This window comes from Lysobacter spongiicola DSM 21749 (assembly GCF_900167055.1).
GTDB lineage: Bacteria > Pseudomonadota > Gammaproteobacteria > Xanthomonadales > Xanthomonadaceae > Novilysobacter > Novilysobacter spongiicola.
Window position 1 is genome coordinate 78,373 of sequence record NZ_FUXP01000009.1, and the last position, 23,805, is coordinate 102,177.

The 23,805-nt window shown below is 68.2% G+C and carries 24 protein-coding genes; 8 read left to right on the forward strand and 16 right to left on the reverse strand.

Annotated elements, in window-relative coordinates; genetic code table 11:
* Positions 1 to 23 precede the first annotated feature (23 nt).
* Positions 24 to 470, reverse strand: coding sequence for a VanZ family protein (locus tag B5D37_RS11065; RefSeq protein WP_159447387.1), 447 nt, complete (start codon positions 468 to 470; stop codon positions 24 to 26).
* Positions 467 to 1,651, reverse strand: a complete 1,185-nt coding sequence (locus tag B5D37_RS11070) for a class I SAM-dependent methyltransferase (protein WP_078758796.1) — start codon at positions 1,649 to 1,651, stop codon at positions 467 to 469. The genes B5D37_RS11065 and B5D37_RS11070 overlap by 4 nt, the downstream gene beginning before the upstream one ends.
* A 68-nt stretch (positions 1,652 to 1,719) precedes the next feature.
* Between B5D37_RS11070 and B5D37_RS11075 the strand changes: the two genes are divergently transcribed.
* Positions 1,720 to 2,457 carry a pteridine reductase gene (locus tag B5D37_RS11075; RefSeq protein ID WP_078758797.1) on the forward strand — a complete coding sequence of 246 codons (738 nt, stop codon included), beginning with the start codon at positions 1,720 to 1,722 and terminating at the stop codon, positions 2,455 to 2,457.
* Between the two features lie 179 nt (positions 2,458 to 2,636).
* Here B5D37_RS11075 and folK read toward each other — a convergent pair whose 3' ends face one another.
* The 4 genes from folK to tsaD are packed head-to-tail and all read right to left on the reverse strand — an operon-like array spanning position 2,637 to position 5,954.
* Positions 2,637 to 3,149, reverse strand: a complete 513-nt coding sequence (folK, locus tag B5D37_RS11080) for a 2-amino-4-hydroxy-6-hydroxymethyldihydropteridine diphosphokinase (RefSeq protein ID WP_078758798.1) — start codon at positions 3,147 to 3,149, stop codon at positions 2,637 to 2,639.
* Positions 3,146 to 4,525, reverse strand: coding sequence for a mechanosensitive ion channel family protein (locus B5D37_RS11085; RefSeq protein ID WP_234987848.1), 1,380 nt, complete (start codon positions 4,523 to 4,525; stop codon positions 3,146 to 3,148). Before B5D37_RS11085 ends, folK begins: the two co-directional genes overlap by 4 nt.
* An 11-nt stretch (positions 4,526 to 4,536) precedes the next feature.
* Entirely contained in the window at positions 4,537 to 4,896 is a 360-nt protein-coding gene (folB, locus tag B5D37_RS11090; RefSeq protein WP_078758800.1) for a dihydroneopterin aldolase, read from the reverse strand.
* A 20-nt stretch (positions 4,897 to 4,916) separates the two neighbouring features.
* Positions 4,917 to 5,954 (reverse strand): tRNA (adenosine(37)-N6)-threonylcarbamoyltransferase complex transferase subunit TsaD, encoded by a 1,038-nt coding sequence (tsaD, locus tag B5D37_RS11095; RefSeq protein WP_078758801.1) that lies wholly within the window; start codon positions 5,952 to 5,954, stop codon positions 4,917 to 4,919.
* 187 nt (positions 5,955 to 6,141) lie between these two features.
* Between tsaD and rpsU the strand changes: the two genes are divergently transcribed.
* The 5 genes from rpsU (at position 6,142) to B5D37_RS11120 (ending at position 10,443) form a co-directional block, all read left to right on the forward strand.
* The gene (gene rpsU, locus B5D37_RS11100) at positions 6,142 to 6,357 is read left to right on the forward strand and encodes a 30S ribosomal protein S21 (RefSeq protein ID WP_078758802.1); all 216 of its coding nucleotides are present in this window, start codon (positions 6,142 to 6,144) and stop codon (positions 6,355 to 6,357) included.
* 147 nt (positions 6,358 to 6,504) lie between these two features.
* Complete coding sequence (locus tag B5D37_RS11105) at positions 6,505 to 6,951, forward strand: GatB/YqeY domain-containing protein (protein ID WP_078758803.1); 447 nt, start codon at positions 6,505 to 6,507, stop codon at positions 6,949 to 6,951.
* A gap of 88 nt (positions 6,952 to 7,039) precedes the next feature.
* Positions 7,040 to 7,990, forward strand: coding sequence for a YihY/virulence factor BrkB family protein (locus B5D37_RS11110; protein WP_078758804.1), 951 nt, complete (start codon positions 7,040 to 7,042; stop codon positions 7,988 to 7,990).
* 45 nt (positions 7,991 to 8,035) lie between these two features.
* Complete coding sequence (gene dnaG, locus B5D37_RS11115; protein ID WP_078758805.1) at positions 8,036 to 9,781, forward strand: DNA primase; 1,746 nt, start codon at positions 8,036 to 8,038, stop codon at positions 9,779 to 9,781.
* A 74-nt stretch (positions 9,782 to 9,855) separates the two neighbouring features.
* Complete coding sequence (locus B5D37_RS11120; protein ID WP_143814278.1) at positions 9,856 to 10,443, forward strand: hypothetical protein; 588 nt, start codon at positions 9,856 to 9,858, stop codon at positions 10,441 to 10,443.
* A gap of 22 nt (positions 10,444 to 10,465) precedes the next feature.
* On the opposite strand, the gene B5D37_RS11125 is transcribed toward B5D37_RS11120, so the two are convergent.
* Genes B5D37_RS11125 through B5D37_RS11140 form a run of 4 tightly spaced genes read right to left on the reverse strand, consistent with a single transcriptional unit; the run spans position 10,466 to position 13,986 of the window.
* Positions 10,466 to 11,386 carry a heme o synthase gene (locus B5D37_RS11125; protein ID WP_078758807.1) on the reverse strand — a complete coding sequence of 307 codons (921 nt, stop codon included), beginning with the start codon at positions 11,384 to 11,386 and terminating at the stop codon, positions 10,466 to 10,468.
* On the reverse strand, positions 11,386 to 12,591 hold the full coding sequence (locus B5D37_RS11130; protein WP_078758830.1) for a COX15/CtaA family protein: 1,206 nt from the start codon (positions 12,589 to 12,591) through the stop codon (positions 11,386 to 11,388). The genes B5D37_RS11125 and B5D37_RS11130 overlap by 1 nt, the downstream gene beginning before the upstream one ends.
* A gap of 52 nt (positions 12,592 to 12,643) precedes the next feature.
* Positions 12,644 to 13,249: a hypothetical protein gene (locus tag B5D37_RS11135; protein WP_078758808.1), complete on the reverse strand. Its 606-nt coding sequence runs from the start codon at positions 13,247 to 13,249 to the stop codon at positions 12,644 to 12,646.
* Positions 13,246 to 13,986 carry an SURF1 family protein gene (locus B5D37_RS11140; protein ID WP_078758809.1) on the reverse strand — a complete coding sequence of 247 codons (741 nt, stop codon included), beginning with the start codon at positions 13,984 to 13,986 and terminating at the stop codon, positions 13,246 to 13,248. Before B5D37_RS11140 ends, B5D37_RS11135 begins: the two co-directional genes overlap by 4 nt.
* Before the next feature lie 81 nt (positions 13,987 to 14,067).
* On the opposite strand from B5D37_RS11140, the gene B5D37_RS11145 reads away from it, so the two are divergent.
* Positions 14,068 to 14,274 carry a twin transmembrane helix small protein gene (locus B5D37_RS11145; RefSeq protein WP_234987850.1) on the forward strand — a complete coding sequence of 69 codons (207 nt, stop codon included), beginning with the start codon at positions 14,068 to 14,070 and terminating at the stop codon, positions 14,272 to 14,274.
* Positions 14,275 to 14,349: 75 nt separating this feature from the next.
* On the opposite strand, the gene B5D37_RS11150 is transcribed toward B5D37_RS11145, so the two are convergent.
* Genes B5D37_RS11150 through coxB form a run of 5 tightly spaced genes read right to left on the reverse strand, consistent with a single transcriptional unit; the run spans position 14,350 to position 18,589 of the window.
* Positions 14,350 to 15,228, reverse strand: coding sequence for a cytochrome c oxidase subunit 3 (locus B5D37_RS11150; protein ID WP_078758810.1), 879 nt, complete (start codon positions 15,226 to 15,228; stop codon positions 14,350 to 14,352).
* 43 nt (positions 15,229 to 15,271) lie between these two features.
* Positions 15,272 to 15,868 (reverse strand): cytochrome c oxidase assembly protein, encoded by a 597-nt coding sequence (locus B5D37_RS11155; protein ID WP_078758811.1) that lies wholly within the window; start codon positions 15,866 to 15,868, stop codon positions 15,272 to 15,274.
* The gene (locus B5D37_RS15160; RefSeq protein ID WP_268776110.1) at positions 15,865 to 15,999 is read right to left on the reverse strand and encodes a hypothetical protein; all 135 of its coding nucleotides are present in this window, start codon (positions 15,997 to 15,999) and stop codon (positions 15,865 to 15,867) included. Before B5D37_RS15160 ends, B5D37_RS11155 begins: the two co-directional genes overlap by 4 nt.
* 19 nt (positions 16,000 to 16,018) lie before the next feature.
* Complete coding sequence (gene ctaD, locus B5D37_RS11160; RefSeq protein WP_078758812.1) at positions 16,019 to 17,635, reverse strand: cytochrome c oxidase subunit I; 1,617 nt, start codon at positions 17,633 to 17,635, stop codon at positions 16,019 to 16,021.
* 45 nt (positions 17,636 to 17,680) lie between these two features.
* On the reverse strand, positions 17,681 to 18,589 hold the full coding sequence (coxB, locus tag B5D37_RS11165; RefSeq protein WP_078758813.1) for a cytochrome c oxidase subunit II: 909 nt from the start codon (positions 18,587 to 18,589) through the stop codon (positions 17,681 to 17,683).
* 409 nt (positions 18,590 to 18,998) lie between these two features.
* Here coxB and putA point away from each other — a divergent pair, with 409 nt between their 5' ends.
* A complete protein-coding gene (gene putA / locus B5D37_RS11170; protein ID WP_078758814.1) occupies positions 18,999 to 22,211 on the forward strand; it encodes a bifunctional proline dehydrogenase/L-glutamate gamma-semialdehyde dehydrogenase PutA in 3,213 nt (1,070 codons plus the stop codon).
* A gap of 73 nt (positions 22,212 to 22,284) precedes the next feature.
* On the opposite strand, the gene B5D37_RS11175 is transcribed toward putA, so the two are convergent.
* Positions 22,285 to 23,616, reverse strand: coding sequence for an OmpP1/FadL family transporter (locus B5D37_RS11175; RefSeq protein ID WP_078758815.1), 1,332 nt, complete (start codon positions 23,614 to 23,616; stop codon positions 22,285 to 22,287).
* Positions 23,617 to 23,805 lie beyond the last annotated feature (189 nt).

The following is a 23,805-nucleotide window of genomic DNA, read 5'->3' on the forward strand; positions in this document are numbered from 1 at the left end:
TACCTGGCGCGAATACCGCCCCGTCAATCCCGTTCCGGGCGCTGCCGGGGCGGGAACAGGCGCCCGTCGAGGCGCTGCAGCCACGGGGCCACCGGCGTCGATGCCAGCAGCAAGCCCGCGAGCGCGCCCAGCGCATTGGCCATCGCGTCCGCGGCTTCGGGATTGCGGTCGGCGGTCACTGCACCCTGGGCCCACTCCACTCCGACGCCGAAAGCCACCACCAGCGCCGCCGCCAGGGCCTGCGGTCGCATCCGGCCGAACAGCATCACGCCGTACGCGGAGAGCGTCGCATAGCCCAGGAAGTGCTGGAGCTTGTCGAGCCCCGGCACCGGCATGGAAGGCACGTTGCTGGCCGGCAACAGCGAGCCGGTGGCGACCAGCGCGAACAGCACCGCCCAACCCGAGCACCAGAGGGCAGGCCGACGGAACGGCCGCAGCCAGTGGGCGGGGTCCCCGGCAGGCACGCTCACAGACGGTAACTGAGGTCGCCGGCCAGGAAGGCCGCACCGAACTCGACGTCCTTCTCGAAGCCCATCACCTGGAAGCGTTCGCCCATCTCGCTGGGCAGCGTCAGGCGCTTGACCTCGTTGTGGCGCTTCTGGCGCTCCTGGGGATCGGCCACCTGTTCGATGCGCTCCAGCACGCCGGCCAGGCCGTTGCCGAGCAGGAAGTTGGCCTGGTTGCAGTAGCCGGCGAAGTCGAACCCTGCGGCGACGCCCGCCTCGGCCAGCGCGGTGAAGTCGACCGAGGCGGTGATGTCCTGCAGGCCCGGCCACAACAGCGGCTCGGCATGCATGCGGTGGCGGTAGTAGGCGCGCAGGGTGCCGTCGGTGCGGTCGTGCTGGTAGTACTCCGAGCGCACGTGGCCGTAGTCGACGAACAGCATTGCGCCGCGCCTGAGGCCGCCGGCCACCGCCTGCACCCAGTACGGGAGCTGGGGCAGTACCTCGCTGCGGTAGCCGTCCGGCAGGGCGTGGCCCGTCCGCGCTTCGATGTGCCGCACTGCGTTGGTGAGGAAGGCGTCGGCCGGGCGCAGCGCGCGTGACAGCCGGCCGTCCTCGACGACGACATGCTCCTCGAGCACCTGCCCGGCTTCGATGGCGAACCGCGGCGTCGGCAGGGCGTCGATGACCTCGTTGGCGAACAGCACGCCGTTCCAGTCGTCGGCGAACGGCGCATCCAGCCACTCCACCAGGTCGAACACCGGCGGCACCAGCCGCCGCTGCAGGCGTTCACGCTGGCGCGCGCGCAGCTCGGCGCTGGGCTCGAGGATGGCGTAGCGGTCCGGCAGGGCATCGAGCTCGAGCAGCCGTTTGAGTGCGACCTCGGCGAAGGCACCGGTACCACCACCCAGCTCCAGGAAGCGTGCCTGCGGCCCGATCTGCTGCATCACCGGGGCCACGCCTTCGGCCACGCATGCGGCGAACACCGGCCCCAGTTCGGGAGCGGTGACGAAATCGCCCTCCTCGCCGAACTTGGTGGCGCCGGCGCTGTAGTAGCCCAGTCCCGGCGCGTAGAGCGCCAGCTCCATGAACCTGGAGAACGGGATCGCGCCGTCGGCGGCCTCGATCTGTTCGCGGATGAAGGCGTCGAGGCGCGCGCTGTGTTCGAGCGCATCGGCCCCGGGCGTGGGGAGCTGGAAGTCGGTCACGTTGGCATCCTGGCGGGTCCTCGCGCAGGATACCGTGCCCCTCTGTACCGTCCGTGTAGGAGACCCGCATGTCCGCACGTCCCGTCGCACTGGTCACCGGCTCCGCCAGGCGCATCGGCGCCGCCATCGCGCGCACGCTGCACGGCGCCGGCTTCGACCTCGCCCTGCACTACCGCAGCTCCGGCAGCGAGGCCGGTGCGCTGGCGGCGGAACTGGAGGCATCACGTCCCGGCAGCGCGATGCTGCTGCAGGCGGAACTGGCCGACTTCGACCGCCTGCCATCGATGGTCGAATCCGTGGTCCAGCGCTTCGGCCGGCTGGACGCGCTGGTGAACAACGCCTCCACCTTCAAGCCGACGCCGCTGGGTGGCATCGACCCCGCGCAGTGGGACGAGCTGTTCGACAGCAACGCGCGCGGTCCGTTCTTCCTGGCCCAGGCGGCGGCGCCGCACCTGCAGCGGTCCGGCGCCGGCGCGATCGTCAACATCGCCGACATCTACGGCGAACGCCCGTTGCCGGGGCACGCGGTGTACTGCATGGCCAAGGCATCGCTGTTGATGATGACCCGGGCGCTGGCGATCGACCTGGGGCCGGCGGTGCGGGTGAACGCGGTGTCGCCCGGCGCCATCCTGTGGCCGGAAGGCGACAGCGGCGAGGACCGGCAGGCGATGCTGGCGCGCACGCCGCTGGGGCGCACCGGCGAGCCCGGCGAGGTGGCCGAGGCGGTGCGGTGGCTGTTGCAGGACGCGCGCTACACAACCGGGCAGGTGCTGCACCTGGATGGCGGACGGATGCTGGCGGTGTGATGCGCGGGGCGCGTGCGTGCTGGCGGGCGTGGACGCGGATGGATGCGGGTGGCGCGGGGATAGGAAGGTGGGTGGTCGCTGCTGAAGCCGCTCCTACAAAGGAACGGTGATGTAGGAGCGACGTAAGTCGCGACCTGTACATTCCATCACCGGCGCCATGGTCGCGACTGACGTCGCTCCTACGGGGTGGGCGTCGACATCGGTGCGGGCGAGAGGTCCACAGTTTCGAAGGGTTTGTCGCGGTCGGGATGCACCGACCAGAGCTGTGCCAGGGTGCGGCCATCGGTCGGCACCACTGCGTCGGGGGCGATGTCGGCGAGCGGCTTGAGCACGAACGCATGCTGCAACTCCGGCCGCGGAATGCGCAGGTGGCCGGGGCCGTCGAGCATGCGTTCGTCGTAGAGCACGATGTCCAGGTCCAGGGTGCGGTCGCCGTAGCGCGGGCCACTGCGGTCGCGGCCGTTGGCGTCTTCCAGCGCGTGCAGCCAGTCGTTGAGCGCTTCCGGGTCGAGGTCGGTGTCGATCACGGCGGCTGCATTGCAGAAGGCGTTGCCCTGGAATCCCACCGCCTCGGTCCGGTACACCGGCGAGAGCAGGATGTCGCCGAAGCGCTGGCGCAGCGCCGCCACCGCGATGCGCAGGTGGTGCTCGGGCCGCAGGTTGCTGCCGAGGCTGAGATAGGCGCGACTCATTCGCCCTTCCCTGCCCCGGTCCGCGACGCGCCACCGGGGGCTGCCGTCGTCGAGGATCCAACCCCGGGCCTGGCTGCGGCCGCGGACACATCGGTGGCCGAGGCATCCACGGCGGCAGTGGTTTCGTCGTTGTTTCCACCGGTGTCCTGCAGGCGCGCCAGTGCGCCGGCGACGTCGGCGCCGCCCGGTGCCTGGTACAGCCGCAGCCCGAACTCGGGCAGCATCGCGATCAGGTGGTCGAAGATGTCGGACTGGATGCCCTCGTACTCGACCCAGTCGACGGTCGCGGTGAAGCAGTACACCTCCAGCGGCAGGCCGGTCGGGCCCGGCTCCAGCTGGCGCACCATCAGCGTCATCTGCTGGGCGATGCGCGGGTGCGCGCGCAGGTAATGCTGCACGTAGGCGCGGAAGGTGCCGATGTTGGTGACCCGACGCGTGTTGACGGGGTCCTTGCCGGCCGACAGCAGCTTCTGGTTGAACGCTTCCAGCTCCTGCCGCTTGGCGTCCAGGTATTCGTCGATCAGGGCGATGCGGCGCATCCGGTCGCGCTCCTCCGGCTCGAGGAAACGCACCGAGCCCTGGTCGATCAGCAGCGGCCGCTTGATCCGCCGGCCACCCGACTCCTGCATGCCGCGCCAGTTCTTGAAGCTGTCGCTGATCAGCCGGTAGGTCGGGATGGTGGTGATGGTCTTGTCCCAGTTCTGGACCTTGACCGTGTTCAGCGCCATGTCGATGACGTCGCCATCGGCTTCCAGCGACGGCATCTCGATCCAGTCACCCACCCGCAGCATGTCGTTGCCGGTCAGCTGCACGCTCGCCACCAGCGACAGGATGGTGTCCTTGAACACCAGCAGCAGCACCGCGCTCATCGCGCCGAAGCCCGACAGCAGCAACAGCGGCGAGCGGTCGATCAGGGTGGCGATCATGATCACGATCGCCAGCACGAACACCACGATCTTGACCAGCTGCAGGTAGCCTTTGATCGGCCGCTGGTTGGCGCGCGTGCTCCGGCTCACGTAGATGTCGTTGAGCGCGTCGAGCAGGTTGCTGATCGCGATCGCGATGGTCAGGGCGACGTAGGCCAGTGCGACGTTGCGCACCACCAGCACCAGCCCTTCGGGCAGGCCCGCGACCAGCGGCACGCCGGTGGCGATGATCAGCGCCGGCACCACGTGCACCAGCCGCGACAGCACCCCGCGCGACAGCAGAGCGTCGTCCCATTTCAACGACGAGGCCATCGCCATGCGCTCGACGATGCGCAGCACGATCCTGCGCACCACCCAGTTGGCCAGCCAGGCCACCAGCACCAGTCCGGCAAGTGCCAGTACCGGCCCGGCGTAGGGCACCCCGGAGACTGTTTCGCGTATTCCGTTCAATCGATTCATCGTCACAGGGTAGCGGCGGAACGCTCGATGACCACCCCGACCGATCGCGCGCCGCGCACCGCGCCCGGCTTGGCCAGCCGCAGCTTGACGTGCGCCACGCCGAATTCTTCCAGGATCAGCGCCGCGACCCGTTCGGCCAGCGTCTCCACCAGCCCGAAGCCGGTTTCGGAGACGTAGCCGATGATGCGCTTGCTCACTGCCTTGTAGTTCAGCGTGTCCTCGATGGCATCGCTGGCAGCGGGGATGCGGTTGTCGAACGCCATCTCGATGTCGAACACCAGCGGCTGGCGGATGCGACGCTCCCAGTCGTAGATGCCGATCAGGGCGTCGATCTGCAGCCCTTCGATGAATACCTTGTCCATGGGGCTCCCGTGGGTTGCGGTCACAGCGCCGGCAGCGCGGCCATGTCCCAGCGCGGCGCCACCCGGACCGAGGCGTCCTCGTACTGGCCGGCCTGCAGCCGCAGGGCGCCGGCGAAGGCGATCATGGCGCCATTGTCGGTGCAGAAGGCCGGCCGCGGAAAGCTGACGCGACCGCCACGGTCGACTGCCATCTTCCGCAGCCGCTCGCGCAGCCGCCGGTTGGCGCCCACGCCGCCCGCCACCACCAGCGTGTCGCAACCGGCTTCGTCCAAGGCGCGCTCGCACTTGATCGCCAGCGTGTCGACGACCGCGTCCTCAAAGCCCCGCGCGATGTCGGCGCGGTCGCTGTCGGTCTTGCCGCTGTCGCGCCACGCGAGCAGCACCTGGGTCTTCAGGCCGCTGAAGCTGAAGTCCAGACCGGGCCTGTTGGTCATCGGCCGCGGAAACCTGAACACGCCGGGGCGGCCGCGCTCCGCCTGCGCCGCCAGCTCGGGGCCTCCCGGATAGGGCAGACCCATCAGTTTCGCGGTCTTGTCGAAGGCCTCGCCGGCGGCGTCGTCCAGGGTCTCCCCCAGCAGCCGGTAGCGTCCGACCGCTTCCACCGCGACCAGCTGGGTATGGCCACCGGAGACCAGCAGGGCCACGAAAGGCGGCTGCGGGGGCCCCCGGCCCGGATCCTCCGGGTCGTCCTCCATCAGTGGTGCCAGCAGATGGCCCTCCATGTGGTGGACCGCGATCGCCGGCCGATCCAGTGCCCAGGCCAATGAACGCGCGACGCCCGCACCCACCAGCAGCGCGCCCACCAGGCCGGGGCCGGCGGTATAGGCCAACCCGTCGATGTCGCCGACCTCCATGCCGGACTCCTGCAGGGTCTGCCGGATCAGCGGCAACAGCTTGCGCACGTGGTCGCGGCTGGCCAGCTCGGGCACCACGCCCCCGTACTCGGCGTGCAGGGCCACCTGGCTGTATAGCGCGTGGGCACGCAGGCTGCCGGCGTCGGTGTCGTAGACGGCCACGCCGGTTTCATCGCAACTGGTTTCGATGCCGAGGACTTTCATCAGGTGGTAGGTGGGGGCAGGCGGGTGGAAAGCCTAGCGCGGATGCGGGTGCGCGGCCGCCTGCACGCGCCCGCGGCGGCCGGTCGGCACCCTTCCGCGGGGGCGGCTTGCACTCGCTCCGCTGGTCCCGCTAAAATACGCGGCTCGCCCGGCGGAACCGGGCCGACCACCCGAACCGAGATACCGTATGCCCAGCGTCAAAGTCCGCGAGAACGAGCCTTTCGAGTTTGCCCTGCGTCGCTTCAAGCGCACCTGCGAGAAGGCCGGCGTGCTCGCCGAGACCCGCAAGCGCGAGTACTACGAGAAGCCGACCCAGGAGCGCAAGCGCAAGGCCGCCGCTGCGGTGAAGCGCCAGTCCCGTCGTGCTTCGCGCGACGTGACCAAGCGCCAGCGCCTGTACTGATCGCGCACTGGCCCGTGCCGCCGCAAGGTGGTGACGGGCTGGCAGCACCAAGCCGGCCGCGCCTCGATGCGCCGCCGGCTTTTTGCGTTTCCCTTACACCGCTCAGCCCCCGCTGAGACACCCCTGAAATACCAAGGAAGCAAGCCCATGTCCATGAAGCAGCGACTCAACGAAGACATGAAGGCCGCCATGAAGCGCGGCGACAAGCAGTCCCTCGGCGTGATCCGGCTCGTCAACGCGGCCATCAAGCAACGCGAAGTCGACGAGCGCGTTGAGCTGGACGATACCCAGGTGATCGCGGTGCTGGACAAGATGGTCAAGCAGCGGCGGGACTCGGTCGCCCAGTACGAGGCGGCCGGCCGCGAGGACCTGGCGCAGGTCGAGCGCGACGAGATCGTGGTGATCGAGCGCTACCTGCCTGCCAAGCTGGGCGAGGCGGAGATCACCGCCGCCATCGACGCGGCCATCGCGGAAACCGGGGCTTCGTCGCCGGCCGACATGGGCAAGCTGATGGCGGTGCTGAAGCCGAAGCTTGCCGGCCAGGCCGACATGGGCCTGGTGTCGAAGCTGGTCAAGCAGCGCCTCGCCGGCTGAAACCTCGCGTGCGGCCCGACGGCCCACGCGACCCTAACCTGGTCCGCTCCATACTGCCGATGGTCTGAACACCACCGACAGGAACCGCATGCCGACGGACACGGGCAAGGACACGAGAAACAGCGCCGCCACGGGCGGGACCGGCCTGCGGGCGCGCCTGCAGGCCCTGCAGGCGCGCGCCGCCGGAAGCTGGCCGGCACAGGTGGCTTCGCGCTTCTTCGAATACGACATCCTGGCGCTGGCCGCGGCCCTCGCCTTCTACACCATGCTGTCGCTTGCGCCGCTGGTCGTACTCCTGCTCTGGCTCACGACATCGCTGTACCCCTCCGCCCAGGAAGAGTTCTTCCGGCAGATCGCCATGCTGGTCGGGCCACAGGTCGAGAGCACCGCACGGATGATCGTGGCCAACGCCGAGAGCCAGCCCGGTACCGGCTCGATGGCCGCGCTGGTGGGTACCGGTGCGCTGCTGTTCGGTGCGTCCATCGTGTTCGCCCACCTGCAGACCTCGCTCAACCGGGTATTCCACTCCGACGCCGAGCAACTGGGCGGCATGCTGGCGTGGCTGCGCAAGCGCCTGCTCTCGTTCGGCATGGCGATCGCCATCGGTTTCCTGCTGGTGGTGTCGATGGTCGTGCAGGCAGGGCTGGCGATGCTGGCGGCCTGGCTGCCGGACCTGCTGCCGGTGATCATCTCGCTGTTTTCTTTCGTGCTGTATTCGGCGGTGTTTGCGGCCATGTACCGGCTCCTGCCGGACTGCCCGGTCGACCGCCACATGGCGCTGGTGGGCGGCGCCCTGACCGCTGGCATGTTCATGTTCGGCCGCTGGGCGATCGGCCTCTACCTCGGCCAGGCCAGCCTCGGCAGCGCCTATGGTCCGGCTGGCGGACTGGTGGTCATGCTGGTGTGGATGTACTACAGCGCGGTGGTGTTCCTGGCGGGTGCGCTGATCACGTCGGTGCTGGATGAGCGCAGGCAGGCCGGGAAGGAGGAATCGGCAGGGAATGGATCCGGGAAGCAGGCCCCGGGCGTGGCATCCTAGCGGACCCGCTCCCGACCGGATCCAGGTGCCCTGGCGGCACGACGCATGGCCCGTATTCCCGACGCTTTCATCGACGACCTCCTCGCCCGCGCCGACATCGTCGAGCTGATCGGCGCGCGCGTTCCGTTGAAGCGGCAGGGCAAGGAATATTCCGCGCGGTGTCCGTTCCACGACGAGCGCTCGCCCAGCTTCACCGTGTCGCCGACCAAGCAGTTCTACCACTGCTTCGGCTGTGGCGCCCACGGCACTGCGCTGAAGTTCCTGATGGAGTACGACCGCCTGGAGTTCCTCGACGCGGTCGAGGAGCTCGCGCGGCGCACCGGGATGGAGGTGCCGCGCGATACCCGGCAGCAGAACAGCAATCCCGACAGCCAGGCGCTGTACGACATCGTGCAGGAGGCGGAGCGCTTCTTCCGTCAGCAACTGGCAGCCAGCGAAGCCGCGCGCGGCTACCTGGACGAACGCGGGGTCGATGCCGCCACCCGGACCCGCTTCGGCATCGGCTATGCACCGGACGGGTTCAACGCGCTGCGCGATGCGCTGGGGACCGACCCGCGCCGCATGCAGTTGCTGGAGCGCGCCGGGATGTTCTCGAAGAACGACAGCGGCCGGGTGTACGACAAGTTCCGTGGCCGGGTGATGTTCCCGATCCACGACCGCCGCGGCCGCCCGATCGCCTTCGGTGGCCGCATCATCGCCGCGCCCGCCGACGGCCGCGATCCCGGCCCCAAATACCTGAACTCCCCCGAGACCGCGCTGTTCCACAAGGGCCGGGAGCTGTACGGCCTGTGGCAGGTCCGGCAGGCCCACAACAGGATCCCGCGGCTGATCGTGGTCGAGGGTTACATGGACGTGGTCGCGCTGTTCCAGCATGGCGTGGACACTGCCGTGGCGACGCTGGGCACGGCCACCACGCCGGACCATGCCGAGCTGCTGTTCCGCAACGCACCCGACGTCTACTTCTGTTTCGACGGCGACCGCGCCGGGCGCGCTGCCGCGTGGAAGGCGGTGGAGTCGGTGTTGCCCCGGATGAAGGATGGCCGCCAGGCGTTCTTCCTGTTCCTGCCCGAAGGCGAGGACCCCGACTCGATCGTACGCACCGAGGGCGCCGAGGGTTTCGACCGGCGCCTGCAGAACGCCACGCCGCTCTCGCGGTTCCTGTTCGATTCGCTCGGTGCCGACGTCAACCTCGGGACGCTCGAGGGCAAGGGACGGCTGGCCGAGCGCGCCAAGCCGCTGCTGGCGCAGATTCCCGACGGCGCTTTCGCCGACCTGATGCGCCAGCGGCTCACCGAGCTGACCGGAGTCGGTGCCCGCGCCAGCACCGCTGAAACTCACGTGCCGGTCCAGCGTGCGCGCGCCGCCGGCCATGGCACCCCCGCGCCCAAGCGCAGCCTCGTGCGCGGTGCGATCTCGCTGTTGTTGCAGCAGCCGTCGCTCGCGCTGGAACTGGAGCCGCCCTTCCGGTTCGCCGCGCTGCGCCAGCCCGGCGTCGACCTGCTGGTCGACCTGTTGCAGGTGATCTACGAACGGCCGGACATCAGTACCGGCTCGCTGATCGAACACTTCTCGGGGCGCGAGGAACAGGCGGCCCTGCAGAAGCTGGCGGTGTCTTCCCTGCCCGGTGACGAAATCCACTGGCGGCGCGAACTGCTCGACGTCATCGCCCAACTCGACCGGCAGACCCTGCAGCAACGCATCGACGAACTGCAGGCCAAGCAGCGCGAAGCCGGTCTGGACGACGAGGACAAGACGGAGCTGCGTGGCCTGCTGATGGCCCGCCTGGCCTGAACAGGGCGCTCCTCGAATACACCAGGCCGTGACGGCATCGGCGCTAGCGTAACGGCGTCCGATGGAGCATGCCGATGAACCCCCCTACCCTGCCCCGCCCGATCCACGCGACGCCCCTCAACCGGGCTTTGATGCTGGCCGGAGTCACCGCCGGCTGCCTGCTGCTGGCCGCCTGCCAGCACCAGGACGGTGCCGCCCAGTCCAGCGCCATCCGTGACCCGCAGCCGGCTCCCTTGGAGCGTCCCGACCCTGTAACCAGCGCCCGCGCGGCCCTGGCGGAGTTTGTGGAGTCCGAAGGCGGCGCCGGCGTGCCGGAGTATCGCGAAGCGTGGGTCGACCTTGATGCCGATGGCACCGAGGACGTCCTGATGCTGCTGGACGATCCGGCGTGGTGCAGTGCTGGTGGCTGCCCGCTGCTTGTGTTCCATGGAGAAGCGGACGGCAGCTATCGGCTGGTCACCCGGGCCGACCACACCCGCGCACCGATTGCGGCCACCGGCAAGCGCAGCAGTGGCTGGCAGGACCTCATCGTGGGAATCGACGATGGCGGCGCCCCGGGCAGCGTCGCCCTGCAGTTCAACGGCGAAGGCTATCCCAGCGATCCGACCCTGAGCGCCACGCTCTCCGCCAGCCCTTCGAGCGCGACGACGCTGCTGCAGTAGCCGCGTCGGACGGTTGGCAGGATCACCCGATCCGCTGCAGTTCCATCACCGGTGAGGGCTGCATGTAGGGCAGCAGCCAGTGGTCGACCAGCAGGAAGGCGAACAGCGCCATCAGGTACACGATCGAGTAGCGGAAGACCTCCATCGCGTACAGCTCGTCGGGCGGATCCATGAGCCGCCATGCGTAGTACAGGAACACCAGCCCCAGGACGAGGGCGCCGCCGAGGTAGAACAACCCGCTCATGCCGGTCGCCCACGGCAGTACCGTCACCGCGACCAACAGCACCGTGTAAAACAGGATCTGCCAGCGGGTGTACTCGACCCCGTGGGTCACCGGGAGCATCGGGACCATGGCCTTGCGGTAGTCCTCCCGCCGGAAGATCGCCAGCGCCCAGAAGTGCGGCGGCGTCCAGACGAAGATGATCAGCACCAGCAGCAGGGCATGCGGGTCGAGCGTGCCGGTGATGGCGGCCCAGCCCAATGCGGGAGGAGCTGCGCCGGCGATGCCGCCGATGACGATGTTCTGCGGCGTCGCCCGCTTCAGGAAAACGGTGTAAATCACCGCATACCCGATCAGCGACGCGAAGGTGAGCAGCGCGGTCAGCACGTTCACCCACAGCACCAGGATCGTCATCGACAGCGCCGCCAACGCCAGCGCGAATACGAGTGCCTGCCGCGGGCTTACCTGCCCCGCGACAATGGGCCGCCACGAAGTGCGTGCCATCCGGGCGTCGATACGGGCATCGAGCAACTGGTTGATTGCTGCAGCGGACGCGGCCGCGAGCCAGATGCCGATGAAGCCCAGCACCGACTCCTGCAACGGCGGCAGCCCGGGCACGGCGAGGAACATGCCGATCGCGGCGGTGAACACGATCAACGCGACCACCCGGGGTTTGGTCAGGCTCCAGTACTGCCGCAGCGTCGGACGCAGGGTCGGCTCCATCAGGACTCCGGATTGCGCAGGCGGGCCAGCAGGGACACCAGCACGAACAGCAGCGCCACCGCACCCGCGTTATGCATCACCGCCGTCCACAGCGGCAGGGCCAGCTTCACGTTGGCGATGCCCAGGGCCACCTGTACCAGCGTCAGTGCACCCAGCAGGCTTGCCCAGCCGCGCACGCCCGGCATACGCGCCAGCTTGATGGCCAGCCAGAGCAGGTAGACGAACACCACCACCGCCATCATCCGGTGTGCCATCTGGATCGCGATGCGCGAGGCGCCGTCCAGGATCCCGCCTTCGTAGTCCACGCCGATCCCACGCCACAGCACGAAGCCTTCGCGGAAGTCCGTCGGCGGCCACCATCGCCCCACGCAGGTCGGGAAATCGGTACCGCAGGCGAGTGCCGCGTAGTTGGCGCTGGTCCAGCCACCCAGCGCGATCTGCACGCCCAGCAGGACCAGTCCGGCGATGAGCAGCTTCCGCAGGCGCGGGGCGTCAGCCAGGCGGATCGGCAGGTTGGTGGCGCGCCAGGCCATCCACAGCAGCAGCGACAGGGTCAGCAAGCCGCCCATGAGGTGGGCCATGACCACGATCGGCTTGAGCAGCCAGGTCACCGTCCACATGCCGAGCAGCGCCTGGAAGATGATCACGGCCAGGGTCAACGCCGCGGCACGCGACAGGTCAGCATTGCTCCAGCGCCAGGCAGCCCATAGCAGGATCGCTTCCGCTGTCAGGGCGAGCATTGAGGCGGTGACGTACCAGCCACCCATGTAGAGCGGAATGGCCAGGGCGACGAGCGCGGAAGCCCCCGCCACCTGCGCCAGGCCGAAGCGGCGACGGCGTGCCGCCCATAGCGCAAGTACCAGGGTGATGACGCCCAGTGCGCCGGCGATCATGCGATGGAACTGTTCACGCCAGGCCTTGTGGACCTCCACCGGCCGGATCGCAGTGGCGGCGTGGTCGGCCCCGTGGTGGGGCTCGGTCGGCCAGGCGGCCTGCCCGTAGCAGGTCGGCCAGTCAGGGCAGCTCAGCCCTGCGTGGGACAGTCTCACGAACGCGCCAAAGACGATCACCCCGAGCGCGAGCACGACCGCCAGCCACGCCAGGCGATGGAAGTTGCGTGGCGGTCGCCGGGCCGCGCCGACGGCAACGCCAGGCCTTGCCGTCGAGGCCGGGGATGCAGGTTGTGGGTTCGGGTCGTTGCTCATCTCGGTCCGGTTGGTGTGGTCGTGGCGGCCCCTGTTGCCTCCGGGGCGCACCTCAAATCAGCTTGAGCAGCCGGGCCACGTCCTCGCGCAGGCCGACGGGATCGAACCCGGGCGCATAGCGGAGGATGACGAACCCGTTGGGATCGATCACGTAGACCGGCACCCCGGAGGGGTCATCGACCCCGGGCAGCGCGTCGCGCAGGCGGGTGTCCGGCCGAACCTGCTGCAGCGTCGCCGGCTGCGGCGCCCCCGAGGGCGGCATGCAACCCTCGTCGGCGCAGATCCACAGCACATGGACGCGATCGGCCTTGGCACCGAACAGCTGCCACACCTTGTCGAGATCATTCGCCAGGCGTGCGCACTCGTCCCCGCATTGGGCAGGAGGGGCCACCGCGATCCGCCAGGTCCGCTCGCCGGGATTCCAGTCGTACTCGCCGCCGTCCACAAGTACCGGCACCTGCTCCCGCAGGTCCACCGGCGGTTCGAGCAGCTCGCCGTTGTTCTTCCGGCCCTCCGGCTGCCATCCCGAGAAGCGCAGGACACCGGCGAGCAGCAGGCTACCGAAGAACAGCACGGCAACGGCGACCAGCATCGTCCGGTTGCGCCCGCGGGCGCGGGGGTCGACGGGGCGCTGCCCGTCCTGGTGGTCTGCGTTCATGGAATGCTCCGCTTGGAGGGTCCGCCTGGCCGGCGGAAGGTGAGCACCAGGGCGATCACCAGTGCGGTCAAGGCCAGCCCGAACCACTGCAGCGCGTAACCGCGATGCTTCTCGGGGGGCAGGGTGTTTGCCAGTACCTCGAGGTCGCGGTCGTAGCCCATCGGCAGCGCCGGGTCCAGCCGCAGCACCCGCGGCGCGAGCTCGCCTTCGATTCGGATGGCCCGGGTGATCGCCGGGGCGTCGACGCGCGTGAGCAACCAGTGGGTGTCCTTGCGATGTATGCCTTCGCCCATCGGGATGCCTGCGGACGGGGGCGGGGCCAGCAGGCCCGAGAGGGTGACCTCCCCTTCTGGACGCGCGATCGCCGGCATCTCCCGGTCCGGCGGCAGAGGCAGCCAACCCAGGTCGACCAGCAGCGGCCCGCCCGATACCGGCGTGAAAACCCGATAGGCCCTGACGCCGACCCTGCCACCACGCTGCTGGTTGTCCAGCAGCAGCGCCGGGACGTCGACGAATACCCCGGGGCCGGCAGCCCACTCGATGCGGCCGGCCCGGCCCGGATCGGATGCGGCCGACAATGGCTGTGCAGCGCGGCCGGCAACGGTTGATGCCGTCTCGGCCAGCACCGCCTCCTTCTCCAGGGCGCGCCGTGATTGCCACAGGCCCAGCGCGACAAACAGCGCGACCCCCACGATCGCCAGGGTCCAGCCCAGCACGAGCGTTGTCCGCCGGCTCATGCGGACGCCCCCGCGGGCTGCGATAATGCGCAGTCACCGGCCGCCGTGCCGGAGGGCGCAGGCCGCTGCTGGAGCATGTTGATGAAGACCCTGTTGATCGTCGGTTTCCTGGTTCTGATCCTCTGGAACCTTGGCGCCGGCCTCTACTACATGCTGGTCGACAAGGGCGGTAGCAAGCGCACCGTCAACGCGCTCACCCGCCGCATCGGGTTGTCCATCGCGCTGATCGTCCTGGTGGTCCTCGCCGCGAAGATGGGCTGGATCGAGTTCCACGGCGTCGGCGCCTGAAAAACACGGCAACCGCGCCGTGCGCGGTTGCCGGTATTCCTGCGGGGGCGCTCGGCGGCCGTGGCCGCCTGGTCGCTACACCACGTAGACGAACAGGAACAGGCCCAGCCAGACCACGTCAACGAAGTGCCAGTACCAGGCCACCGCCTCGAAGGCGAAGTGGTTGTCGCGGTCGAAATGGCCCTTGAGGCAGCGGAACCAGATCACCGCCAGCATGATGGTGCCCAGCGTCACGTGCAGGCCGTGGAAGCCGGTCAGCATGAAGAACGTGGATCCATAGATGCCCGAACCCAGCGTCAGGTTGAGGTCGCGGTAGGCGTGGATGTATTCCTCGGCCTGGAAGAACAGGAACACGCAACCCAGCAGCACCGTGATGCCGAGCCACACGAGCAGCTGCTTGCGGTGGCCGGCCTTGATGGCGTGGTGGGCAGCCGTGACGGTGGCGCCGGACGTCAGCAGGATCAGGGTGTTCAGCAGCGGCAGGCCCCAGGCCGGAATGGTCTGGAAGGCGCCGCCGACCTGGCCCGGGCCATTGGTCGGCCACGCGGCGCTGAAGCCTTCCCACAGGAGGTTGTTGGTGGCCACGCCGTCGCCCTCGCCGCCCAGCCACGGCAACGCGTACTGGCGGGCATAGAAGAGTGCGCCGAAGAACGCGGCGAAGAACATCACCTCCGAGAAGATGAACCAAATCATGCCCATCCGGAAGGACACGTCGACCTGGTTGTTGTAGCTGCCGCGCACGGACTCGCCGATGACGTCGCCGAACCAGCCGAACAGCACCGCGATCATCAGGGCGGCACCGACCAGGAAGGTCCACATGCCCCAGCTGGCGTCGTTCATCCAGCTGGCGGCGCCCACCATGGTGATGAACAGCGCGATCGAGCCGAGGAACGGCCAGCGGCTGCTGTGCGGCACGAAGTAGGTGTTGGCGTCTGGCGTGTGGGCTTGGGCCATGGCGGCGTTTCCAAATGCAGTGGTTGCGGGCGAGCGCGCGGGCTCAGGGAGCGGAGGCGGGATGGGCGGCCACCGGATGGGCAGTGGCTGCCTGCTGCGCCGTCAGCGCGTCGTTCTTGAAGAATGTATAGGACAGGGTAATGGTGTTCACGTCGTCTGGCAGCGCCGGGTCGACGATGAAGCGCACCGGCATGTCGCGCGCCTCCCCTGCCAGCAGCGTCTGCGCGGTGAAGCAGAAGCACTCGGTCTTGCTGAAGTACCCCGAGGCCCTCGCGGGTGCGACCGACGGGACCGCGCTACCGACGATGTCACGGTCGGAGGTATTCCGTGCCAGGTAGGTGGTTTCGTACTGCTCGCCCGGCTGGACCCTCATGGTGAGCTGGTTCGGGTGGAACTCCCACGGCAGCTTGGAATTGACGCCGCCGTCGAACTGCACGGTGACCCAGCGCTCTTCGCCTTCGGCGGCGCCCGCGGCCGGCGTCGCGACGGCAGTGTTGTCCAGCCGGATCCCGAACACCTGCTCGCACGCGATGCGGTACAGCGGCACCAGCGAGAAGCTGAAGCCGAACGCCAGGATCGCCACCACCACCATCTTGGCGATGCCGCTGGTCGACTTCCGGGGGGATCCGGCGCCGCTCATTGCGCCACCACGCCGCTCAGGATGAACACGACGTAGATCCCGACGGCCACCGCCGCGATCCACGCAGCGGTACGACGGGCGCGCCGGCGGCGTGCGTCGATGTCGCTGCGTGGCTCGTGGGCAGGAGTCATGGCGTGGTCGGTCCGGCCGTCAGTGGCTGATGTCGCCGTGGGCCAGGTCGCCGTCGCGGATCACCGGCGGCGTGCTGAAGGTGTGGTGCGGCGCCGGGCTCGGCACGGTCCATTCCAGGCCACGTGCACCCTCCCAGGCGCGTTCGCCGGCGACCACGCCGACCTTCTTCGAACGCCACAGGATGAACGCCATCATGAACGGGGTGACGAACATGCCGAAGGCACCGATCGAGCTGATCATGTTCCAGTCGGCGAACACCACGTTGTAGTCCGGGATACGGCGCGGCATGCCCGCCAGGCCGAGGAAGTGCTGCGGGAAGAACAGCAGGTTGACGAAGATCATGGTCCACCAGAAGTGGATCTTCGCCAGCCCCTCGTTGTACATGCGGCCGGTCCACTTCGGCCACCAGTAGTAGACGGCGGCGATGATCGCGAACAGCGCGCCGGTCACCAGCACGTAGTGGAAGTGCGCCACCACGAAGTAGGTGTCGTGGTACTGGAAGTCGGCAGGCACGATGGCGAGCATCAGGCCGGAGAATCCGCCGATGGTGAACAGCAGCACGAAGGCGATCGACCAGAGCATGGGCGACTCGAACGTCAACGAGCCGCGCCACATCGTGGTGACCCAGTTGAACACCTTCACGCCGGTCGGGATCGAGATCAGCATGGTCGCGTACATGAAGTACAGCTCGCCGCCCAACGGCATGCCGACCGTGAACATGTGGTGGGCCCACACGATGAACGACAGGAAGGCGATGGCCGCGGTCGCGTAGACCATGGCCTGGTAACCGAACAACGGCTTGCGGCTGAAGGTCGGGATGATCTCCGACACGATGCCGAACGCCGGCAGGATCATGATGTAGACCTCGGGGTGCCCGAAGAACCAGAAGATGTGCTGGTACATCACCGGATCGCCGCCGCCGGCCGCGTTGAAGAACGAGGTGGCGAAGAACTTGTCGGTCAGCAGCATCGTCACCGCGCCGGCCAGCACCGGCATCACGGCGATCAGCAGGAACGCGGTGATCAGCCAGGTCCAGCAGAAGATCGGCATCTTCAGCAGGTCCATGCCGGGGGCGCGCATGTTGAGCACGGTGGCGATCACGTTGATCGCGCCCATGATCGAGCTGACGCCCATCATGTGGATGGCGAAGATCGTAAACGCCACGTTGCTGCCACCCTGCAGCGAGAGCGGCGGGTACAGCGTCCAGCCGCCGGCGGGGCCGCCGCCTGGCAGGAACAGCGTCAGCAGCAGCAGGGTGAACGCGAACGGCAGGATCCAGAACGACCAGTTGTTCATGCGCGGCAGCGCCATGTCCGGCGCACCGATCTGCAGCGGGATCATCCAGTTGGCGAGCCCGACGAACGCCGGCATCACGCCACCGAAGATCATCACCAGCGCGTGCATGGTGGTCATCTGGTTGAAGAACATCGGGTCCACGAGCTGCAGGCCCGGGACGAACAGCTCGGAGCGGATCACCACCGACATCGCCGCGCCGATGATGAACATCACGAAGCTGAAGATCAGGTAGAGAGTACCGATGTCCTTGTGGTTGGTCGAAAAGAACCAGCGGTCGATGAAGCCCTGCTTGTGGTCGTGGGCATCGTGGTGGTCAACAACGGGGTGCGTGGCAGCCATGGCCTACCTCTGAATACGTATTTTTGTTTCGACGGCCGACGCGGATCAGCCGGCAACCGCGACGGCAGGCGCGGCTTCGGTGTCATCGGAGGATTGTTCTGGGTCGACGGGAGCCGGCTGCTGCGCCACGGGGGCGTCGGCACCGGCCTTCTGTCCCGCGAGCCAGCGGTCGTACTCGGCCCGCGGCAGGGCCCGCACCACGATCGGCATGAACCCGTGGTCCTTGCCACACAGCTCGGCGCACTGGCCGCGATAGACACCCGGTACCGAGATGTCGGTCCAGGCCTCGTTGACGATGCCCGGGATCGCGTCCTGCTTCCAGCCAAGCGCCGGGACCCACCAGGCGTGGATGACGTCGTCGGCAGTGATGACGAAGCGGATCTTGGTGTCCGTCGGCAGCACCAGCTCGTTGTCGACGTTCAGGAGGTAGTGGTTGTGCTCGTCCATGTTCGGCGTGATGCCGCTCTGCCGGATGCGGTCGCTCTCGCGGTCCATGCGGCTGGTGAACTCGACGCCCTCGCCCAGGTATTCGTACTTCCACATCCACTGGTAGCCGGTGACCTTGATGGTCATCTCGGCATCGCGGGTGTCGTACATCTTGATCAGCTTGGTGGTGGCCGGGGCCGCCATGATCACCAGCAACACCACCGGGATCACGGTCCACAGGATCTCCAGCCGGGTGCTGTGGGTGAACTCCCGGTCGGGCACCGCACCCTTGGACTTGCGGAACTTGAACATCGCCACGGCCATCGCGCCGAAGACGAGCACGCCGATGCCGACGCATACCCACAACGCCACCATGTGGGCTTCGTAGGCGTTGTTGGACAGGTGCGTCACGCCACGGTTCATGTTGAGCTGCCAGCGCACCGGATCGGCATCCTGGGCGAAGGCGGCAACGGGCAGCGCCAGGGCGGCGATGCCGGTGGCCCACTGCTTCAAACGGCCGGCTTTCATCAATTCGAGTCCCGGAATCAGCTTGTTAATCATGCGGTTAGTTGTTCCTGCTCCACGCGCCGACCCTCCTGTGCCCCATGTTGACGACAGGCAGGGGTACAGGGTTGTCCGCGAGAGGTGGCTGGCGAGCCCGCCCCGGGGCCATTGGCGCCAGTTCGGCGCATACGGAATATCGCGCCAATGTTAGCCGCCGAGCCCACCTGCGGCAAGCGCGCAGCCCTCCCGGGGGGCGCGGCGTGCCCGGCGGGGCGCCCCCGCCCGCCCCGGCCCCGCCGCAGCCATCGTGACGCGGCGCTCATTACGCTGAATGCCCCGTCCGCCGGGGCTTCCAGACGCCTGCGTACTCACCCGCCGGGGACCGTTTTAACCCTAGACTATGCGCCCCTAGATGCGGTGCCCGCGGTCCTTGATGAACATCGAACTTTCTTCCCGCAACGAGGCGCCGCCGGCACGCTCGTTGATCACGCCCGACCTGCCCCCGCCGCCGGTGCCGCTGCGTGCGGCGATCACCGCGGCCTGGATCAGGGATGAAGCCGAGCATGTCCACCACCTGCTGGAACTGGCCCGCCTGCCGGATGCCGAGCGGACGGCCGCGCAGGCGACGGCGGCCGACCTGGTCAGGCGGGTGCGCGAACGCGCGGAGGACCAGGGCGCGATCGAGGCGTTCATGCGCCAGTACGACCTGGGCAGCGAAGAGGGCGTGCTGTTGATGTGCGTGGCCGAGGCCCTGCTGCGCATTCCCGACCAGGAGACCACGGACAAGCTGATCCGGGACAAGCTCGGCGATGCGGACTGGAAGCGGCACATGGGCCAGTCGCATTCCGTGCTGGTGAACGCTTCCACCTGGGGCCTGATGCTGACCGGCCACCTGGTCGAGCTTGCCGACGACACCAAGCGGGATGCGCACAATGCGTTCAAGCGCCTGGCCGGCCGCATGGGCGAACCGGTCATCCGCATGGCGGTGCGGCAGGCCATGAAGATCATGGGCCACCAGTTCGTGATGGGGCGTTCGATCGGTGAAGCGCTGGCCCGCGCCAAGAAGGGTGGCAACGCCAACTACCGCTACTCCTACGACATGCTCGGCGAAGCCGCGCTGACGGACGCCGATGCCCAGCGCTACATGCAGGCCTACCGCGACGCCATCACCGCGATCGGCGCCGAAGGCGGCCGGCCCGGGGACGACATCTTCGGCCGCGCCAGCATCTCGGTGAAGCTCTCGGCCCTGCATCCGCGCTACGAGCACGCAAAGCGCGAACGGGTGCTGGCGGAGCTGACCCCGCGCGTGCTCGAGCTCGCGCGGCTGGCCAAGTCCAGCGGGATCGGCTTCACCGTCGATGCCGAAGAGGCCGATCGCCTGGAGGTCTCGCTGGACGTCTTCGCAGGCGCCTATGCCGATCCCGCCCTGGAGGGCTGGGAGGGGTGTGGACTGGCGGTGCAGGCCTACCAGAAGCGCGCGCCGGAAGTGATCGCGTGGCTGGCCGACCTCGGTCGCCGCGTCGGGCGGCGCATTCCGGTTCGCCTGGTGAAGGGTGCCTACTGGGACAGCGAGATCAAGCGCGCCCAGGTCGACTGCCACCCCGGCTACCCGGTTTTCACGCGCAAGGCCAACACCGACGTGTCGTACCTCGCCTGCGCCCGGGCCATGCTCGATGCCGGCGATGCCATCTATCCGATGTTCGCCACCCACAACGCCCACACCATCGCCACCGTTCACCGGATGGCGGCGGGCCGACCGTTCGAGTTCCAGAAACTGCACGGCATGGGCGATGACCTCTATGCCGAAGTCATGCCCGCCGACCGGCTCGGCGCGCCCTGCCGGGTATATGCGCCGGTGGGCAGCCATGAAGACCTGCTGCCGTACCTGGTCCGGCGCCTGCTGGAAAACGGCGCCAACTCCAGCTTCGTGAACCGGATCACCGACGAGGACATCGCGGTCGAGGACCTCGTGCGCGATCCGGTCGATACCGTCCTTGCCTTCGACACCATCCAGCACCCGCGCATTCCGTTGCCGGTGGACGTCTACCGCAGCCATGCCACCTCAATGAAGTTTTGCGACAGGAACAACGCCATGGGTGTCAACCTCGCCGACGACGGCCAACTGCGTGCATTGGCCGAGACGGTCAACGGGTCGCTGAAGAACTGGTATGCCGAGCCCCTGGTACCTGGCGCGACACTGGGTGGCGAGCGCGTCCCGGTGACCAATCCCGCCGACCGACGCGAAGTCGTCGGCCACTGGCTGCCGGCGGATGCGGATACCGTGGAGAAGGCGCTGCAGAACGCGGTCGCTGCCCAGCCGCGCTGGGATGCGACGCCCGCGTCGACCCGCGCCGACATCCTCGACCGCGCCGCGGACATGCTGGAGTCGCGCATGGGCGAGTTCATCGCCATGTGCACCAAGGACGCCGGCAAGACCATTCCCGATGGCGTGGGCGAAGTGCGGGAGGCAGTGGACTTCCTGCGCTACTACGCATGCCAGGCGCGCGAGATCTTCAAGCCCGAGGAGCTTCCCGGCCCGACCGGCGAAACCAACGTGCTGCACCTGACCGGGCGCGGCGTGTTCGTCTGCATCAGCCCGTGGAACTTCCCGCTGGCGATCTACATCGGGCAGGTCGCTGCTGCGCTGGCGGCCGGCAACAGCGTGATCGCCAAGCCCGCCGAGCAGACCAACCTGGTCGGCTACGTCGCCACCCGCCTGATGCACGAGGCGGGCGTGCCCGAGGACGTGCTGCAGTTCGTGCCGGGCGACGGCGCGGTGGTGGGTGCGGCGCTGACCAAGGACCCGCGCGTGGCGGGCGTGGCGTTCACCGGTTCCAACGAAACCGCCAGCGCCATCAACCGGGCGCTCGCATCGCGCGACGGTGCCATCGGCGTGCTGATCGCGGAAACCGGCGGCCAGAACGCGCTCATCGCGGATTCCTCGGCACTGCCGGAACAGCTGGTGAAGGACGCGATCTCCTCTGCCTTCACCTCGGCCGGACAGCGATGCTCGGCGGCGCGCGTGCTGTTCGTGCAGGAAGACATCGCCGAGCGCGTCACCACGATGCTGGCCGGTGCGATGGCGGAGCTCAAGGTGGGCGACCCCGGCCTGTTGTCCACCGACGTCGGCCCGGTCATCGACGAAGATGCCCTGGAGACCCTGCACAAGCACGCCGAACGGATGGATCGCGAGGCAACGCCGATCGCTACGGTGGATTTGGGCGAAGACGCCGCCCACGGCAGCTTCTTCGCTCCCCGCGCATATGCGCTGGCATCGCTCGGCCAGTTGGAGAAGGAAGTTTTCGGCCCCGTGCTGCACGTCATCCGCTGGAAGGCGGGGCAACTCGACGGCGTGCTCGATGCCATCAACGGCACCGGCTACGGCCTGACCCTGGGTGTGCACTCCCGGATCGACGCCACCGTCGAGAAGATCGCCGCGAAGATCAAGGTCGGCAACTGCTACGTGAACCGCAACCAGATCGGTGCCGTGGTCGGCGTGCAGCCCTTCGGCGGGCAGGGATTGTCCGGCACCGGGCCCAAGGCTGGTGGCCCGCACTACCTGCCGCGCTTCACCACCGAAAAGACCATCACCATCAACACCACCGCGTCGGGCGGCAACGCCTCGTTGCTCACGCTCGGCGATTGATCGCGGGGCCGGCACCGTCCCACGAAAAAGCCCCGCCGAAGCGGGGCTTTTTCTTTACACGGTCAAAGCGGCATCAGAAACGGTACTGGGCGGAGACGCCGTACAGGTCGGCACCACCGTCGAACGCGCCGTCCAGCGTGTAGCTGCTGCCATCGATACCGATGTACGGGGTATCGGGCTCGAGGCGGGTGTAGGCGATGTTGAACTCCAGGCTGTCGCTGAAGTTCCAGGTCGCGCCGATCGAATACCACTGGCGATCCTCGTCCGGCAGGCGCGGAGTGCGGTGCGCATACGTGGTCGGGGTCTCGTCATACGCATAGCCGGCGCGCACGGTCCAGGCATCGTTCAGCACGTATTCGGCGCCGATCGAGGAGAACCGGGTGGTGTCCCACTCGAACGGCTCGACGCTGTCCGGATCCGGGTTGTCGAACTCGACGCGCACTTCCTGCAGCGACTCCCAGCTGGTCTCGGCGTAGGTCGCGGCCATCGAGAAGCGATCGGTGAACTGGTAGTTCACGTCGACCGTGGTCATCGCCGGCGTGGTGAGCTTGGCACCGGCGCCACCGTCCTGGAACAGCGGACCCATGCCGATCGCGTCGAAGGTGGCGCGCGCCGGGGCGGGCACGGTCCAGTCGGCATCGCCGCGCAGGTCGTACTTGACCTCCGAACGATGGTTGAGGCCGATGCTCAGCTTGTCGTTGGGACGGAAGTTGACGCCCGCGATCCAACCCATGCCGGTGTCGTCGCCCTGGATCTCGGCGAAGCCGTCGGCACCTTGCGGCAGGAAGCCGGGAACGCCGGCGCCGCCAAGGGCCGCACCGAAGTCGACCGCCTTGGAGAGCGTCACGTCCGCCTGGGAGAACGTCAGGCCAACGCCCACCGACAGGTGGTCGGGAATGATGTCGACGGCACCGGTCAGCGCCAGCTCGACCACCCGGACGTCGGACTCGACCGCGGAATAGCGGCCCATCCAGTCGTTGTCGTACTTGGTGGCCAGGCCGAACGGCGCGCTGACCATGGCGCCAACCGCGGTGCCGTTGTCGAACTTGTGCACCACCGAGAACGCCGGGATCGGGGTGAAGTCGCCGGCGTTGCCGCCGTCACCGCCGGTCAGCGGACGGCCGAGGGCGTCCCAGCCGTCGCCGGTGTATTCGTAGTTCAGGTCGATCATGGTCGCGTCGGCCTGGACCGTCGTGCCCTCGAACTGGGTCATCGTGGCGGGGTTGTTCACCACCACCGAGCTGTCACCGGTCTTCACGCCGGCGCCGGCAAAGGCGCTGCCCAGGCCCTTGACGCTGTTCTCCTTGAGCTGGAAGCCGGAAGCCTGGACCTGTCCCATGGCCAATGCACCAGCGATGCCGAGCGCGAGCGCCGACAGGCGGGTGATGCTGTGTGCGTGTTGCATGCGTGTAATCTCCGTTGGAGTCTTATTGATCTCGGTGGCGGCATCGGGGGGCGCCACGCGCCGCCATACGGCGCCGTCTGCACTATAACGCCACGATTAACCTTGTGCTAACAATGAACGCGGCCATTACGCCCTGCGCGCCGGGAACCGTTCAGCGGGCCCGGCTGCCGGCGGCGGCGCCTTCTGCAG

Excerpts from the sequence above, each read along its gene's own strand:
- B5D37_RS11075 (WP_078758797.1), top strand. The coding sequence starts at position 1,720 with ATGTCCGCACGTCCCGTCGCACTGGTCACCGGCTCCGCCAGGCGCATC.
- folK (WP_078758798.1), bottom strand. The coding sequence starts at position 3,149 with ATGAGTCGCGCCTATCTCAGCCTCGGCAGCAACCTGCGGCCCGAGCAC.
- folB (WP_078758800.1), bottom strand. The coding sequence starts at position 4,896 with ATGGACAAGGTATTCATCGAAGGGCTGCAGATCGACGCCCTGATCGGC.
- tsaD (WP_078758801.1), bottom strand. The coding sequence starts at position 5,954 with ATGAAAGTCCTCGGCATCGAAACCAGTTGCGATGAAACCGGCGTGGCC.
- rpsU (WP_078758802.1), top strand. The coding sequence starts at position 6,142 with ATGCCCAGCGTCAAAGTCCGCGAGAACGAGCCTTTCGAGTTTGCCCTG.
- B5D37_RS11105 (WP_078758803.1), top strand. The coding sequence starts at position 6,505 with ATGTCCATGAAGCAGCGACTCAACGAAGACATGAAGGCCGCCATGAAG.
- B5D37_RS11110 (WP_078758804.1), top strand. The coding sequence starts at position 7,040 with ATGCCGACGGACACGGGCAAGGACACGAGAAACAGCGCCGCCACGGGC.
- dnaG (WP_078758805.1), top strand. The coding sequence starts at position 8,036 with ATGGCCCGTATTCCCGACGCTTTCATCGACGACCTCCTCGCCCGCGCC.
- B5D37_RS11120 (WP_143814278.1), top strand. The coding sequence starts at position 9,856 with ATGAACCCCCCTACCCTGCCCCGCCCGATCCACGCGACGCCCCTCAAC.
- B5D37_RS11125 (WP_078758807.1), bottom strand. The coding sequence starts at position 11,386 with ATGGAGCCGACCCTGCGTCCGACGCTGCGGCAGTACTGGAGCCTGACC.
- B5D37_RS11130 (WP_078758830.1), bottom strand. The coding sequence starts at position 12,591 with ATGAGCAACGACCCGAACCCACAACCTGCATCCCCGGCCTCGACGGCA.
- B5D37_RS11135 (WP_078758808.1), bottom strand. The coding sequence starts at position 13,249 with ATGAACGCAGACCACCAGGACGGGCAGCGCCCCGTCGACCCCCGCGCC.
- B5D37_RS11140 (WP_078758809.1), bottom strand. The coding sequence starts at position 13,986 with ATGAGCCGGCGGACAACGCTCGTGCTGGGCTGGACCCTGGCGATCGTG.
- B5D37_RS11145 (WP_234987850.1), top strand. The coding sequence starts at position 14,068 with ATGAAGACCCTGTTGATCGTCGGTTTCCTGGTTCTGATCCTCTGGAAC.
- B5D37_RS11150 (WP_078758810.1), bottom strand. The coding sequence starts at position 15,228 with ATGGCCCAAGCCCACACGCCAGACGCCAACACCTACTTCGTGCCGCAC.
- B5D37_RS11155 (WP_078758811.1), bottom strand. The coding sequence starts at position 15,868 with ATGAGCGGCGCCGGATCCCCCCGGAAGTCGACCAGCGGCATCGCCAAG.
- B5D37_RS15160 (WP_268776110.1), bottom strand. The coding sequence starts at position 15,999 with ATGACTCCTGCCCACGAGCCACGCAGCGACATCGACGCACGCCGCCGG.
- ctaD (WP_078758812.1), bottom strand. The coding sequence starts at position 17,635 with ATGGCTGCCACGCACCCCGTTGTTGACCACCACGATGCCCACGACCAC.
- coxB (WP_078758813.1), bottom strand. The coding sequence starts at position 18,589 with ATGAAAGCCGGCCGTTTGAAGCAGTGGGCCACCGGCATCGCCGCCCTG.
- putA (WP_078758814.1), top strand. The coding sequence starts at position 18,999 with ATGAACATCGAACTTTCTTCCCGCAACGAGGCGCCGCCGGCACGCTCG.
- B5D37_RS11175 (WP_078758815.1), bottom strand. The coding sequence starts at position 23,616 with ATGCAACACGCACACAGCATCACCCGCCTGTCGGCGCTCGCGCTCGGC.